This is a genomic window from Shinella sp., assembly GCF_049651085.1.
Lineage (GTDB): Bacteria > Pseudomonadota > Alphaproteobacteria > Rhizobiales > Rhizobiaceae > Shinella.
The window spans coordinates 320,691-334,413 of sequence record NZ_JBASBL010000027.1; the positions used below are offsets into that span (position 1 = coordinate 320,691).

Annotated in this window: 11 protein-coding genes; 8 read left to right on the forward strand and 3 right to left on the reverse strand. The window is 59.9% G+C overall.

Going from position 1 to position 13,723, the window contains the following annotated elements:
* Positions 1–69: 69 nt before the first annotated feature.
* Positions 70–1,635, reverse strand: a complete 1,566-nt coding sequence (locus tag WA950_RS18820; RefSeq protein WP_424553250.1) for a hydantoinase B/oxoprolinase family protein — start codon at positions 1,633–1,635, stop codon at positions 70–72.
* Positions 1,632–3,746: a hydantoinase/oxoprolinase family protein gene (locus tag WA950_RS18825; RefSeq protein WP_424553251.1), complete on the reverse strand. Its 2,115-nt coding sequence runs from the start codon at positions 3,744–3,746 to the stop codon at positions 1,632–1,634. Before WA950_RS18825 ends, WA950_RS18820 begins: the two co-directional genes overlap by 4 nt.
* 283 nt (positions 3,747–4,029) lie before the next feature.
* Between WA950_RS18825 and WA950_RS18830 the strand changes: the two genes are divergently transcribed.
* Genes WA950_RS18830 through WA950_RS18840 form a run of 3 tightly spaced genes read left to right on the forward strand, consistent with a single transcriptional unit; the run spans position 4,030 to position 7,437 of the window.
* A complete protein-coding gene (locus tag WA950_RS18830; protein WP_424553252.1) occupies positions 4,030–5,466 on the forward strand; it encodes an NAD-dependent succinate-semialdehyde dehydrogenase in 1,437 nt (478 codons plus the stop codon).
* Positions 5,467–5,518: 52 nt separating this feature from the next.
* Positions 5,519–6,817: an NAD(P)/FAD-dependent oxidoreductase gene (locus tag WA950_RS18835; protein WP_424553253.1), complete on the forward strand. Its 1,299-nt coding sequence runs from the start codon at positions 5,519–5,521 to the stop codon at positions 6,815–6,817.
* Positions 6,818–6,831: 14 nt separating this feature from the next.
* Entirely contained in the window at positions 6,832–7,437 is a 606-nt protein-coding gene (locus tag WA950_RS18840) for a glutathione S-transferase family protein (protein WP_424553254.1), read from the forward strand.
* 92 nt (positions 7,438–7,529) lie between these two features.
* Here the strand turns inward: WA950_RS18840 and WA950_RS18845 are convergent, their stop codons facing one another.
* Positions 7,530–8,426 carry a LysR substrate-binding domain-containing protein gene (locus tag WA950_RS18845; protein ID WP_424553255.1) on the reverse strand — a complete coding sequence of 299 codons (897 nt, stop codon included), beginning with the start codon at positions 8,424–8,426 and terminating at the stop codon, positions 7,530–7,532.
* Between the two features lie 369 nt (positions 8,427–8,795).
* Between WA950_RS18845 and WA950_RS18850 the strand changes: the two genes are divergently transcribed.
* The 5 genes from WA950_RS18850 to WA950_RS18870 are packed head-to-tail and all read left to right on the forward strand — an operon-like array spanning position 8,796 to position 13,698.
* Complete coding sequence (locus WA950_RS18850) at positions 8,796–9,890, forward strand: ABC transporter substrate-binding protein (protein WP_424553256.1); 1,095 nt, start codon at positions 8,796–8,798, stop codon at positions 9,888–9,890.
* Complete coding sequence (locus tag WA950_RS18855; RefSeq protein ID WP_424553257.1) at positions 9,835–11,034, forward strand: ABC transporter ATP-binding protein; 1,200 nt, start codon at positions 9,835–9,837, stop codon at positions 11,032–11,034. The genes WA950_RS18850 and WA950_RS18855 overlap by 56 nt, the downstream gene beginning before the upstream one ends.
* Positions 11,031–11,897, forward strand: coding sequence for an ABC transporter permease (locus tag WA950_RS18860; protein ID WP_424553258.1), 867 nt, complete (start codon positions 11,031–11,033; stop codon positions 11,895–11,897). The genes WA950_RS18855 and WA950_RS18860 overlap by 4 nt, the downstream gene beginning before the upstream one ends.
* Before the next feature lie 16 nt (positions 11,898–11,913).
* A complete protein-coding gene (locus WA950_RS18865) occupies positions 11,914–12,717 on the forward strand; it encodes an ABC transporter permease (protein ID WP_424553259.1) in 804 nt (267 codons plus the stop codon).
* Positions 12,718–12,762: 45 nt separating this feature from the next.
* Positions 12,763–13,698, forward strand: coding sequence for a branched-chain amino acid transaminase (locus tag WA950_RS18870; RefSeq protein ID WP_424553260.1), 936 nt, complete (start codon positions 12,763–12,765; stop codon positions 13,696–13,698).
* Positions 13,699–13,723: the final 25 nt, after the last annotated feature.

Below are 13,723 nucleotides of genomic sequence, written 5' to 3' on the forward strand. Positions count from 1 at the left end.
GTACGTTTCGTGTCGTATCTCCCGATCCTGTCTTCCAGCGTTCGATGGAGGACAGGATCGGGAAGGCGATCAGATGCCGATCGCTTCGCGGCGATCCGCCGGGTTTCCGTAACCGCCACCGCCCGCCGTCTTGATCGTCACCTCGTCGCCGGGATTGACGATAACGTGTTCGGTGAGATCACGCTTCTGGCCGTTGATGGAAACCTCGCCTGGCTGACCCGACTGGCCGCCACGGATGCCGGGAGGACCAATTCTCTGGCGCGTCATGATGAAGGAGACGACTGCAGGAGAATCGCCGATGAACTGGAACGCAAGGTCGAGCCCATCGCCCCCCCGGTGCATGCCTGCCCCGCCGCTGCCACGGCGTATGCGGCGATGCCTGATGCGCACCGGCACCGACGATTCCATGAGCTCGATCGGCGAATTGGACAGGTTGGACGGGAAGCTGATGAGCGACAGCCCGTCGCGACTGGCCGACGCGCCCTGTCCGGCATTCCAGAAATAGACGCTTGCATAGCGCTGTCCGCGATGTTCGCCGGCAATCGTGAGCGCCGAGTTTCCGGAACCGGGCGCCCATACCCTGTTAGGTGTGGCCTCCGCCAGCGCCCCCATGACGGCGACCGGCAACAGGTGTCCGATCATTCCGCGCGCGCCGCCGGGTGCCGGATAACGCGGATTGAGGATGCAGCCTTCCGGCGCGAAGATATCAACCGGAGCGGAGCTGCCTTCGTTGTTGGGAATGTCCGGGCACAGCAGCGCCTTCACCCCGTAGATGGTGTAGGCGGAAGTGTAGTTCGGCACCACGTTCACCGAGCGCGGTAATTGCGGCGTCGTGCCCGTGAAGTCGATCTTCATTGCGCCGGCGTTGACGGTGATGCCGCAGCGGATCAGGATCTTGTCCTCGAACCCGTCATGCTCGATGTCATAGGCATATTTGCCGTCGGGGACGCCGGCGATAGCCTCACGCATCGCTGCTTCCGAACGGTCACGAATATCCTGGCTCAGGGCCATGAAATCGACCTGCGTTTCGTCGAGCAAGTCGTGGAGGCGTTCGGTCACCCGGTGGCAGGCCGATACTTCACCCCAGATGTCGCCCATGGTCGCGTCGGGTACCCGCACGTTGGTGCGGATGAAATCGACGATGACGTCGTTGGTCTTGCCGCGATCCACCAGCTTCAGCATCGGGATCTGCAGACCTTCCTCGTAGATTTCGCGAATGCCGGAACTGCGCAGCCGCCCGCCGATGTCAGGCATATGGCTGGTAATGCCGGCAAAGGCGACCAGTTGTCCCTTCCAGAAGACGGGCGCTGCGATGGTCACGTCGTGAACATGGCCGGTTCCCATCCACGGATCATTGGTGATCAGAATGTCGCCCTCGGCAAGCGTCTCTGCCGGGAAGCGCTTCAGAAAGTATTTTATCGTGGCCGGCACCGTCCCGGTGAAGGACGGAATGCTAACGGAGGACTGTGCGACGGCTTGGCCACGGGCGTCTGTGATTACCACCGCGAAATCGTTTGCCTCGCGGGCCAGGCTGGAGAAGGCTGTCCGCACGAAGGTCGCGGCCGCCTCGTCAACGATGCTGATCAGTCTGGTCCAAAGGATTTCGAGCAGGAATTGGTCGATTTTTTCGCTCATTTTTCGGCCCTCGGCGCAAGATCTATCTGAACAGTGAGATTGGAAAGGATGGTGACCTTCGCGGGGAACGGCACAACGATGGTCGATTCGCGCTCTTCAAGAACGAGGGGGCCTTCCACGACCGCGCCGGCGGCAAGGGAATAGCGATCCAGGACCGGCACTTTTTCGTAGCGGCCGGTGAGCGGAAGGTAGATTTCACGCTCTTCACCAACGTTGGCACCCTGATGGCCCCGTGTTTCGCCCCAGACGAAGCTGCGCTTTTCACGGGGGACGCGACCGATCAGACGCCAGGTGACGATTTCGATCACGGCATTGGGTACGGCCATCCCGTAGACGTGGCGGTAGCGCTCGCCGAATTCGGCCTCGATGCGCGCCGCGCAGCCGTCGCCGAGTTGTGCATAGGGAATATGGATCTCAATCTCATGCCCCTGGCCGAAGTAACGCGTGTTGATCCCGACCGTCCATTCGACCTTGTCTTGCGCGGCGCCGGTGGAGGTGAGTTCGGCTAGCGCGTCCTCGCGCAATGCCGCGAGCGATTGACGGACGACGTCCCAGTCCGTGCTGTCGAGCAGCGACTTGTGAGCCCAGGTCCGGTCGGTTCGGGCGGCGGCTGCCAGCAGGCCGAGGCACGAGCCGGCACCGGCCGCGATCGGGGAGAGAATACGGCTGATGCCGAGGCGACGCGCGACGTCGACCACATGAACCGGCCCGGCACCGCCGGTTGCAACCATGGTGAAGCTGCGCGGATCATGGCCGTGTTCCGCGATATGCACGCGGGCCGCGGCGGCCATCGCCTCGTTGACGACGCTGCAAACGCCCCAGGCCATTTCCTTGCCGCTCTTGCCCATATCTGCGCCGAGGCGCGCAAAGGCCTGCTCGGCAAGTTCCGGCTTGAGCGTCATTTCTCCGCCCAGGAACCGGTTCGGGTTCAGGTAGCCAAGCAGCAGGTCTGCATCCGTGACGGTAGGCTGGTCGCCGCCGAGCCCGTAGCAGACAGGCCCAGGGACCGACGACGCACTTTCGGGGCCGACGGAAATGGTGCCGACGCGGTTGATCGAGGCGATGCTGCCGCCACCTGCGCCGATCTCGATGAGATCGATGCTCGGTATAAGGATCGGCAGGCCGCTTCCCTTCCGGAACCGGCGGACGCGGGCTGTCTCGAAGCCATACTTGATCAGCGCTTCGCCATTGTGGACCACGCATGCCTTGGCTGTGGTGCCGCCCATGTCGAAGGCGAGGATGCTGCTTTCGCCCGCCGCTTCACCGGCGTTGATGGCGCTGAGAACGCCTGCCGCCGGCCCGGATTCCAGCAGCTGGATAGGGCTGCGCGCAGCTGCCTCGACACTGGTGAAACCACCGTTTGAAAGCATGATGCGCAAGGTCGCGTCGATATTGGCCTTCTCCAGGCGCTCGGCCAGCATGCCCAGATAACGCGTCATCAGCGGCTGCACATAGGCATTTGCCGTGACGGTCGACATGCGTTCGTATTCACCGGGTTCGGCCGCCGTGCGTGACGAGATGCTGACGCTGATACCGGGAATGGCCTTCTGGAGCGCCTGCTCCATGGCCAGTTCGTGTGCGGGATTGGCGTATGCGTTCAGGAAGCAGATCGCGACCGCCTCGACATCGCCCTTGCTGGCAATGGCCTGCGCTAGGTCGGCCATACCCTTGTCTTCGACTGGCTGGACAATCTCACCTTCGTGAGAAATCCGCTCGGCCAACTCGTAGCGTTGCTCGAACGGGACGAGAGGTTCCGGCAGCTCCAGGTCGAGATCGTAGAGATCATAGCGCAGTTCGCGCGCAATGTTCGGCAGGTCCTTGGTCCCATCGGTCAAGACCAGGGCGGTGTGCGCACCACGCCGCTCGATGAGCGTGTTGGTGACCAGCGTCGTGGCGTGAACCACGCCGACTACGTCCTCAGAGGAGGACCCTTCGGCGTTCCGGTCGATATGTGAAAGCATCTGCGCGATCACCGTAGATACACCTTCACCGGGGTCGTGCGGTGTTGTCAGGCACTTGCCCACCCATATCCCGCCGGTCCTGGTATCCTCGATGATCCCGTCCGTGAACGTTCCGCCGATATCGACAGCGATTCGCAACTGGCGATCCATTCATGCACTCCCAATTCTGTAAGCCTCTTGTCGGAGTCATAACGGGGCACCTGAATCGGTCAACGCGAAATAAACCGATACCGCGATTACATATGGTAACGATCTAGGACAGCTTGCTACCGCCGAATACGATGTCTGGCACGATGCCAGTTCCATATCGAGGGCTTAATCGAACGCACAAATACGCAATAGTAAAATCCACTGCCGCGACCGATAGTGCGGCCGTCGATCCGCCGGATTCGAGTTCTGGCGGCGTGCCTGTTGTGGAGTTTTCGTTCAGCCGATGGATAACCGAACCTGCCCTTATCCCACACTTGGTCTTTATATCGCCGGGGATTGGATCGACGATACCGGGAATGGTGTCATTCCGGTTCTCGATCCTGCGACCGAAACCCGGATAGGCCTGTTGCCCAAGGCGACCGCGCGACACCTGGACATGTTGCTCGACGCTGCGGCGAACGCCAGCGCGGCTTGGGGCCGCATGCCGGTTCAAGAGCGCGCCGCCTTTCTGTGCGCGGCCGCAGATCTGCTACGTGCGCGTTCCGACGCAATCGCGGCCGTAGTCACGCTGGAGCAAGGCAAGCCGCTGGCGGAGGCGCGCAGCGAGGTGCTCCGCTCGGCCGACCTCATCGAATGGAACGCCGATGCTGCTGTCGCACTGTTCGAAAGCGAGGGCACGCGCATCGATGGCGGCAACGCCATATCGCTGGTTCCGGTGGGGCCGGTCGCAGCGTTTACGCCATGGAACGTTCCGGTTCTTTCGCCAGCCCGCAAGATCAGCATGGCGCTGGCCGCCGGATGCACCTGTATCCTGAAGCCGGCCGAAGAGACGCCGGGGAGTGCCGTCGAACTCATTCGCGCATTTGCGGATGCCGGATTGCCGGCCGGTGTACTCGGGCTGGCGCTGGGTGACCCGGCCTTCATCTCGGATCATCTGATCCGCTCTTCCGTCATCCGCAAGGTCACGTTCACCGGCTCCGTGCCTGTAGGCAAGCACTTGGCCGCGCTGGCCGGTTCGGTCATGAAGCCGGTGACGATGGAGCTTGGAGGACACAATCCCGTCCTCGTCCTTCAGGATGCGGATATCGAAAAGGTGGCGAAAGCCTCTGCCCTGGGGAAATTCCGAAACGCCGGGCAGATCTGCACCTCGCCGACACGGTTTTATGTTCATACCTCGAAGTTCGATGATTTCGTCGAGGCTTTTGCGGCTGAGACGGCGCGATTGCAGGTGGGCAACGGATTCGATCCAGAAAACCATGTGGGGCCGGTGGCCAGCGAAAGACGCCTGCACGCCATAGAGACGCTCGTTTCGGACACGCTCGGCAAGGGCGCGACCCTCGTTACCGGTGGGGCCAGACTCGGATCGACGGGATACTTCTATGCCCCGACGATCCTGACAGGCGTCGATGGCGAAAGCGCCTTCATGCGCGACGAGCCGTTCGGGCCGGTAGCAGGCGTGTTTTCGTTCGAGACCGTGGCCGAGGGGCTTGCGCTCTGCAACCAATCGTCGTTGGGGCTGGCGGCCTATGTGTTCGCTGCCTCCGACATAGACGCCAACAAAGCGGCTGCCGGCATGGACAGCGGGATCGTGGGTATCAATTCCTTTTCGGTGTCTCGTCCCGATCTGCCGTTTGGCGGGGTCAAGGACAGCGGATATGGCCGCGAGGGCGGTGTGGAAGGCCTCAAGGCGTTCCTCGTGACCAAGGTGGTGGCGCGGTAGTGGCACACGACGCTTACCGCACGCATTTGCACATTCAACGCATGGGTTTCTGATGGCTTCGACAAAGCACTTCACGGATGACTTCAAGGCGGCGCCCTATTGGTGGGACGCCTTGGCACCTCGCACGCTCGAACAGATCGATGTTCCGCCAACCGCCGATGTCGTGGTGGTGGGGGCAGGTCTGACCGGTACGTCAGCCGCAACGACACTGGCGCGGGCCGGACGTGATGTTGTCGTGGTCGAGCGCGAATATCCGGGCTACGGCGCCTCGACCAGAAATGCCGGATTCGTTGGACGGCATTTCAAACATTCCCTGACCGATCTCCTGAAGAAGTTCGACCAGACCACCGCGCTCTCCTATTTTCATGAGCTTCAACGTATCTTCGATTTCGCCATCGACATGATCAAGAGCGAAGGTCTCGATTGCGGGCTCCAGGAAAACGGCCGTTTCATCGCCGCAATGAACCAGCCCGATTTCGACACGCTCAAGGCCGAATATGCCCTGCGCGGCAAACTCCTCAATGAGGAATTCAGCATCGTGGAGGATGGCGGTGCGACGGAGTATCGTTCGCCCAAGGTAATAGGCGGCGTTCTGCTGCGGGAGCAGGCGGCAATCCATCCCGGCCTTTACGCCAACGCGATGGCGCAACGGGCGGTCGTGGCTGGCGCAAGGATCATATCGGGTACGGCCATGCTCGGGCTGCGTCGCTCCGGCGAGAAATTCATCGTTTCGACCGAGCGCGGCGACATAGTCTGCAACGACGTGCTGATTGCCACCAACGGCTATTCCGGCGATGCCGTGAAATGGGTGAGGCGGCGGCTGATCCCCATTCGCAGCTATATCGTGGCGACAGAACCTCTGCCGCAGGCGATGCTGGACGACTTGCTGCCGCACAACCGTACCTATACGGACCGCCGCAAAGCCTCGAACTATTTGCGCCTGTCGACCGACGGCACCCGCATCGTGTTCGGCGGGCAGACAGGGGCCGAGCTGGAAGACCAGCCGGAGCAGTCGGGCCTGAAAGTGCGCGACGAAATGATCGGCATTTTTCCGCAGCTGGCCGACGTCAGGCTTTCACATTCCTGGTCCGGACGCTGTGCCGGTACTATCGACCTGATCCCGAAGCTGGGCGTCAAGAACGGCGTGCACTTTGCGCTCGCCTATTGTTTTTCCGGCAATGCGCTTGCCCCTTATCTCGGGCACCATGCCGCCTTGCGCATCCTCGGGCAGGGTTCACAGGACATCGCCTTCGAGGCCCGCAGCTTTCACGCCATCCCCTTCTACAATGGCAATCCATGGTTCATGCCGCTGGTGAAGAAATATTACGAGTGGGCCGATCGCCTCCGCTGACAGGTGTTTTAAAAATGAAACTTTTCTATTCTTCCCGCTCGCCCTTCGTTCGCAAGGTTCTGATAACGGCCCATGAAGTCGGTCTGGCGGACAAGATAGAGCTTCTCTCCTCTAGCGCGCATTCGGTGGAGCGGGACCGCACCATCATCGCCCACAACCCCCTGGGGCAGGTTCCGACCATGATCCTTGATGACGGCACCATGCTGGCGGACAGCGGAGTCATCTGTGCCTATCTCGACAATATCGGGTCTGGCGCGATGTTTCCGGAAGTGGGGAAAATGCGCTGGCAGGCGCTTGTCGATCAAGCCATGAGCGACGGGCTGATGACCGCCTCGCTCATCGTCCGCTACGAAGTCGCCATGCGTCCGGAGGCCTGTTTCTGGCAGGCCTGGCTCGATGCGCATCTCGACAAGATCGGTACGACGCTCAAGGCGTTCGAACGGCATGCGGGCGCCTATGGGGACCGCTTCGATATCGGCCTGGCGTCGCTTGCCTCGGCGCTGTCCTATCTCGATCTGCGCTTCGAGAACCTGGCATGGAGGAACCGCTACCCCGCGTTGGCGGCTTGGTATGCCCGTCTGCAAGACAGGCCCAGCATCAGAGCGACTGCTCTTTCCTGACGCCGCCCAGCTCCTTCGGCGCGCTGAAGATACTAACTTTACAGTGACCGCCGCCCGCCTCGAATGACGGGCGGCGGTACAGCGTTTTCCGGTCAGGTATTATACGTTTTGGCGATCTGGCCTGCCCAGGTCAGGAAACTCTTGGCTGCGGGATGCAGCTTCACGTTCTTTGCGTGGAGCAGGTAATAGGCAAAAGCGCGCTTCAACGGCGCGTCATAGAGCGTAACCAGCCTCCCGGCTTTCAAGTCGTCTGCGATAAGGTGGAGTTGCCCCATCGCGACACCGAGCCCAGCCTCGGCAGCCTTGAAGGCGAGGCCCGTGCTTCGGAAATATATCGCGTTCTGGGTGTCGATCTCGTCGAGCCCAACACTTTCAAGCCAATCCACCCAGTCGCTGCGCCTGTAGTTGGAAAAGAGAAGCGGCAAATCCGCAAGCTCTTTCGGATCGCTCCCGATGCCGTGCCGTGCCTTGAATTCCGGCGAACACACCGGCGCTATCTGGTCCGGCAGGAGTTTCGTAGCCGTGTAGCCGGGCCAGTTCTTGTCGCCGAACTGGATGAAAACATCCGTATTGGCTTCTTCGTTGCCGGCCGGCTGCACCTGTGTCGAGATATGCAGCTCCACTTTCGGATGAAGGCTTCGAAACTCGGGCAAGCGGGGGATAAGCCAATGCAGGGCAAAGGTCTGATAGGTGATGACGCGCACGACGTTGTGATCCCTGTTCTTCAGGAGATCGTCGGTGGCCTGGGCGATTTTCTTCAACGACGGACTGATCGCTTCGTAGTAAGCGCGCCCTTCGTCGGTGAGCGTTATTTTTCCTCTGCGGTGGATGAAGAGCTGCACCTGAAGATAGTCTTCCAGGACGTAAACCTGCCGGCTGACCGCTGCCTGGGTGACAAACAGCTCTTTGCTGGCATTGGTGATGCTGTTCACGCGGGCCACAGCTTCGAAAACCTTCAAAGGGTTCAGGGGAGGTAGCTTTTTTATCATTTCTCTTCTTGGTTTCCTTCGGCTTGCTTCCTGCAAAAAAAATCAACGCGGCGGCCAGAAATTAGGAGGAAGGGATGGCTGCGACCTGTGACGATGCGGTTTGCAATTCCAGCACCGGCAGGCAGACACTCATGTGAAAACGACTAAATGGCAAGGGCTGGATATCGCCCGGCTGCAATCCGGCTGAGGAGGGGTGACAAGTTCGGCACCAAACAACATGACATAACAAGCAAATCGCAATTTACGGGGGCGCAGGATTCGATATGGTGCCTCCATAGCGCAAACAATAAAGGTGCAAACATCACCGAGCTAGCTGCCTGCAGCTAGGTCTCTCAGCGCTAGCAATTTGGCTAAGGGGAACTTATCCATATGAAAAAAATGTTTGTTCAGAACGAAATACGCCTGCATGCGGCCCGCGCCCGCCACGCGGCTCTTCTTTCCGCGGTTGCGGGAAGCATCCTGATGGTTGCCATGGCCGGTGGGGCCCAGGCCCAAGACAGCATCACCGTAAACGCTTATTCGGGGCCATGGGAACTTGCGATGCGCAAGTGCTTCTTCGAGCCCTTTAGTGCGGAAACCGGAATTCAGGTGGTGGTCGAGACTGGCACTGCGTCGGTTACTTTCGCCAAGCTGCGCCAGCAGAAAGACAGCCCCACGATCGACGTCGCATGGCTGGACGCCGGGTATTCAGAACAGGCATGGGACGAAGGTCTGACACAGGAAGTGTCGGCCACCGAAGTTCCCAATCTGAGCAATTTGTCCAAGCAGGCCGTGTATGCGACCGCCGATGGCAAGGTCTACGGTGTGGGCACCGGCTACTTCGCCTACACACTTGTCTACGACCCCAAGAAGGTCGACCCTGCGCCGACGTCCTATTTCGACCTGTGGGATCCGAAATACGAGCAGCGTGTCTACTCGCCTGCGCCCGCGCAGTCCCTTTTCACGCCTCTCATGATGCACCTGAACAAGATGCTGGGCGGCACCGACGACAATTTCGAGCCTTTCATCGAAAAATTCAGCCAGCTGAAGCCGTCCTCCTATTACGAGGCGTCCGGTGTCATGAACGTTACTATCCAGAGCGGCGAAGTGGTGATGGGCATCTATTACCCGAACACTGCCTGGCAACTGTTCGATCAGGGCGTATCGATCACGACAGGATCGCCCAAGGAAGGTGTCGTCGCCAGCGACATCCGCATGCACCTGGTGGCCGGCACAACGAAAAAGGCGCTTGCCGAGCGTCTGATGAACTTCGTGAGCCAACCGAAGCCGCTTGAATGCATCGGCGAAGAAATCTACCTCGGGCCGCCGCTGGACAATCCCACTTTGTCGGAAAAGGCCAGCCAGCGCATGCCGTGGGGTGCAGGCGGCAAGGTCTCCGACCTGATCATGCCGGATTGGCACGTCGTCAATGCGAAGCGGCAGCAACTCCGGGATCTCTGGAATCGCCGCGTCGTCAGCCAATAATCCTGCAGTTCGGAATGAAATAGTGACAGCTAGTACTGGACATAACATTGTCGAAACTCAGCGCGCGTCCGGGCAAACCCCGGGCGCGGCGAGCGAAAACCTCATCCAGATCAATGGGATCACAAAGGCGTTCGGCCAGTTCACCGCCCTGCATGAGGTGAACCTATCTATTCGCAAGGGGGAGTTTCTCTCGCTGCTTGGCCCCAGTGGCTGCGGCAAGACCACCTTGCTGCGCATTATTGCCGGCTTTCAGGAGCCGAGCACCGGTGACATCAAGATCGACGGGGTCTCGATGCGCAACGTGCCGCCGAACAAGCGGCCGGTGAATACCGTGTTTCAGAACTATGCGCTGTTTCCGCACATGACGATCGCGGACAACATCGCCTTCGGTCCGCGTCGCCAGGGACGCGAGCGGGGCGAGATTGCCCATGAGGTTCACAATGCGCTGGTCATGGTCGGCATGGAAAACTTTGCCGCCCGCTATCCGCGCTCGCTGTCCGGCGGCCAGCAGCAGCGCATCGCGCTGGCACGTGCGATTATCAACCGTCCGCGCGTGCTGCTTCTGGACGAACCCCTGGGTGCGCTCGACCTCAAACTCCGCAAGCGCATGCAGTTCGAGCTGAAACGTCTTCACGATCAGCTCGGTATCACGTTCATCTATGTAACGCACGACCAGGAAGAAGCGTTGGCGATGTCGGACCGCATCGCGGTCATGCATCAGGGCAAGGTCATTCAGCTTGGCACGGGCGAGGATATCTATCGTCGGCCGAACTCGGCCTATGTCGCCGATTTCATCGGCGAGGCGAACCTCATCGATTGCGCGCGCGACGCGGAAGGACGGCTTAGCCTTTCGAAGGGCGCTCCGGTCCTGCCCTATCCGCCGACCAAGAGCGATGTCGCCAAGCTGATGATCCGTCCGGAAGAGATAAGCTTCGGTGCCCCGCGCGGGAATGAAATCGCCACGCGGGTGACTATTCTCCACAAGGTTTTCCTCGGCCATTGGTGGCGCGTTTCCGCCAGAATGCCGGATGGGCAGGAGATCGTCATCTGCACGACCGAGCAGCCATCAGAAACCCTGCCTGAAGTGTCTAGCGAAGTGACCATCCACTGGTCGCCTTCCGCATCGCGGGTGCTAGACAAATGAGTGCCGGTTCGGGTGCCAGCACGATGGGCGGAATGAAGATTACAAGTTCCCAGGCGACCTTGTTCCTGGGGGCGGCGGTCTTGTTCATGACGCTGTTCTTCGTTGCTCCGCTGTTGATGGTTTTCTTCAGCAGCTTCCAGCCGCTGCAAGGCGGCGCGTTGAGCAACTACAAGGAGGTCGCAACCGACGCCTATTTCTGGCGCGTCCTCTTTAATACGTTCCGGATTTCCCTTTGGGTGACGCTGATAACGTTCGTCATGGGGTACATCCTCTCCTACTCCCTCAATTTCCACGTCAAGCGTCCGGTCTATCGCCGACTGATCTATATCGCGGCGGTCTTGCCGCTGTTCGTCAGCAACATTGTGCGCTCCTTCGGCTGGATCGTGCTTCTTGGGCGCGAGGGCGTGATCAACGAGATGTTCGTCTGGCTGGGCATATTCTCCGCTCCGGTCCAGCTGCTCTACACCAGCGGCAGTGTAATCGTGACCTTGAGCTACGTCATGCTGCCCTTCATGATCCTGACGCTCAACAGCGTTTTCCAGAACATCAATCCATCGTTGATGGAGGCAGCGCGTGATCTTGGCGCAGGGCCGGTTGTTACCTTCCTGAAGGTTACTTTCCCGCTCAGCCTGCCGGGGGTGGTGGCGGGCTCGCTGATCGTGTTCACGTTGAGCGTGAGCGCCTATGTGACGCCAAGCGTGATGAGTGGCGGCCGGCTGATGGTCATGCCGATTCTCATCTACGACTACTACATGGTCCAGCTCGACTTCAGCATGGGGGCAACCCTGGCGATGATGCTGCTGATGGCTTCGATTTCGATCATCAGCGTCTACATGTTCATTCTCAAGCGTTATTCGCGCTAAGATAGGGAGAGGCGCCGTGTACACGTCACGCCCCGGCATCGGCTCGCGCATCCTAATGGCTGCGAGCGGCTTCGTACTATTCTTCTTGCTCGCACCGCTGCTCGTCGTGATCGGGGTTTCGTTCACGTCGTCGAATTTTCTGAGGTTCCCCCCGGAGGGGTTTTCCCTGCAATGGTACGATGCGGTCATCAACAACACGCTTTACGTCGATGCGTTCTGGCTCAGCATCCAGATCGCCGGCTTCGGCACGATCCTCGCCATGGTGCTGGGGGTGCCAGCTAGCCTGGTTCTGGTGCGCAAGCGCTTCCTGGGTGCGGGGGTGATCAGCGCCATCTTCCTGTCGCCACTGATCCTGCCCACCGTGGTACTCGGCGTTGCCATCCTGCAATATGCCTCCGCGCTTGGCTTTGCCAGAAGCTTCACCGCATTGCTGGTCGGGCACGTCGTCCTCATCATTCCGTACGTGATCCGCGCCACGCTGGTCTCGTTGGCCGACTTCGATCTGGCCAGCGAGGAGGCCGCGCAGGACCTTGGTGCTACGACGATGCAGACACTGTTCCTCGTCACCTTGCCGCAGATAAAGCCCGGCGTGATCGCGGGGGGGCTGCTCGGCTTCGTCATTTCGTGGATCAATGTCGAGGTCAGCATTTTCAACTCCACCTCCGCGATGGTGACCCTACCGGTGAGGATATTCAACCAGGTACAGGCGACGGTCGACCCTTCGATGGCCGCCGTTTCCGCCGTCACGATCTACTTCGCGGTCATTGCCGTGTTCGCGCTCGACTACTTCATCGGAATTGAAAAAGCCGGAATGAAGTAAGCGTTTCCAGCCAGATTTTTGCAGATACTAGAGGAGACAGCCGTAATGTTAGCCAACCCCAATTTCGCATGGATGGACGGCGAGATCGTCGAGTGGAAGAATGCCACGGTGCATGTCTCGACAGACCTCGTGCTGCGCGGCGCCAATGTTTTCGAAGGCATGCGCGGCTACTGGAACAGTGAAAAGAAGGAGATGTTCATCTTTCGCAACGCCGAGCATCTGAAGCGTTTGCGCCAGTCGGCCAAGATCATGCGCATGTCGATCCCCTACGACGACGAGCAGTTGACGGATGCGTTCCTCCAGCTGATCCGGAAGAACGGGTTCGAAGAAGGGGTGCATTTCCGACCCGTCGTCTATTTTGACCAGGGCGAACCGAATTACTACAAGCCTGAGGAAATCAGGACGGGAATGTTCATCCTCGCCTTCGCACGTCCGCATTCGAAGGCCGTCTTCAACGGCGTGGAAAGTTGCACCAGCACCTGGCGCCGCAATTCTGACCTGTCCATGCCTTCCCGCGTCAAGGCCGGCGCCAACTATCACAATTCACGCCTTGCGCATGTCGAAGCGCGCATCAACGGTTTCTCCTCGCCGATCATGCTCAACGAGCGCGGCAAGGTTTCGGAGGGACCCGCTTCGTGCTTCATGATGGTGCGTGACGGCGTCGTCATCACACCGCCGGTTACCGGTGACATTCTGGAAAGCATCACGCGCGCCACCCTCATCCAGTTGTTCCGTGAGGAACTTGGGATCGAGGTCGTGGAGCGGGAAGTGGACCGGTCCGAGCTGTACATCGCGGACGAAGGCTTCTTCTGCGGCAGCGGCGCTGAAGTGACGCCGATGATCTCGCTGGATCGATATCCGCTCGGTACGGGTGAAGTCGGTCCGATCACCAAGAAGATCCAGAAACTCTATTTCGACGTAGCCGAAGGCAAGGTTGAAAAGTACCGCGATTGGCTGCTGCCGGTCTACGGACGCGGTTGATATCGTACGAGCCTGCGCATGTGAC

What these genes read in the sequence shown, in the direction of transcription:
- WA950_RS18835 (WP_424553253.1), top strand. Translation starts at nt 5,519, where the DNA reads ATGGCTTCGACAAAGCACTTCACGGATGACTTCAAGGCGGCGCCCTAT.
- WA950_RS18860 (WP_424553258.1), top strand. Translation starts at nt 11,031, where the DNA reads ATGAGTGCCGGTTCGGGTGCCAGCACGATGGGCGGAATGAAGATTACA.
- WA950_RS18825 (WP_424553251.1), bottom strand. Translation starts at nt 3,746, where the DNA reads ATGGATCGCCAGTTGCGAATCGCTGTCGATATCGGCGGAACGTTCACG.
- WA950_RS18845 (WP_424553255.1), bottom strand. Translation starts at nt 8,426, where the DNA reads ATGATAAAAAAGCTACCTCCCCTGAACCCTTTGAAGGTTTTCGAAGCT.
- WA950_RS18840 (WP_424553254.1), top strand. Translation starts at nt 6,832, where the DNA reads ATGAAACTTTTCTATTCTTCCCGCTCGCCCTTCGTTCGCAAGGTTCTG.
- WA950_RS18850 (WP_424553256.1), top strand. Translation starts at nt 8,796, where the DNA reads ATGAAAAAAATGTTTGTTCAGAACGAAATACGCCTGCATGCGGCCCGC.
- WA950_RS18855 (WP_424553257.1), top strand. Translation starts at nt 9,835, where the DNA reads ATGCGAAGCGGCAGCAACTCCGGGATCTCTGGAATCGCCGCGTCGTCA.
- WA950_RS18870 (WP_424553260.1), top strand. Translation starts at nt 12,763, where the DNA reads ATGTTAGCCAACCCCAATTTCGCATGGATGGACGGCGAGATCGTCGAG.
- WA950_RS18820 (WP_424553250.1), bottom strand. Translation starts at nt 1,635, where the DNA reads ATGAGCGAAAAAATCGACCAATTCCTGCTCGAAATCCTTTGGACCAGA.
- WA950_RS18830 (WP_424553252.1), top strand. Translation starts at nt 4,030, where the DNA reads ATGGATAACCGAACCTGCCCTTATCCCACACTTGGTCTTTATATCGCC.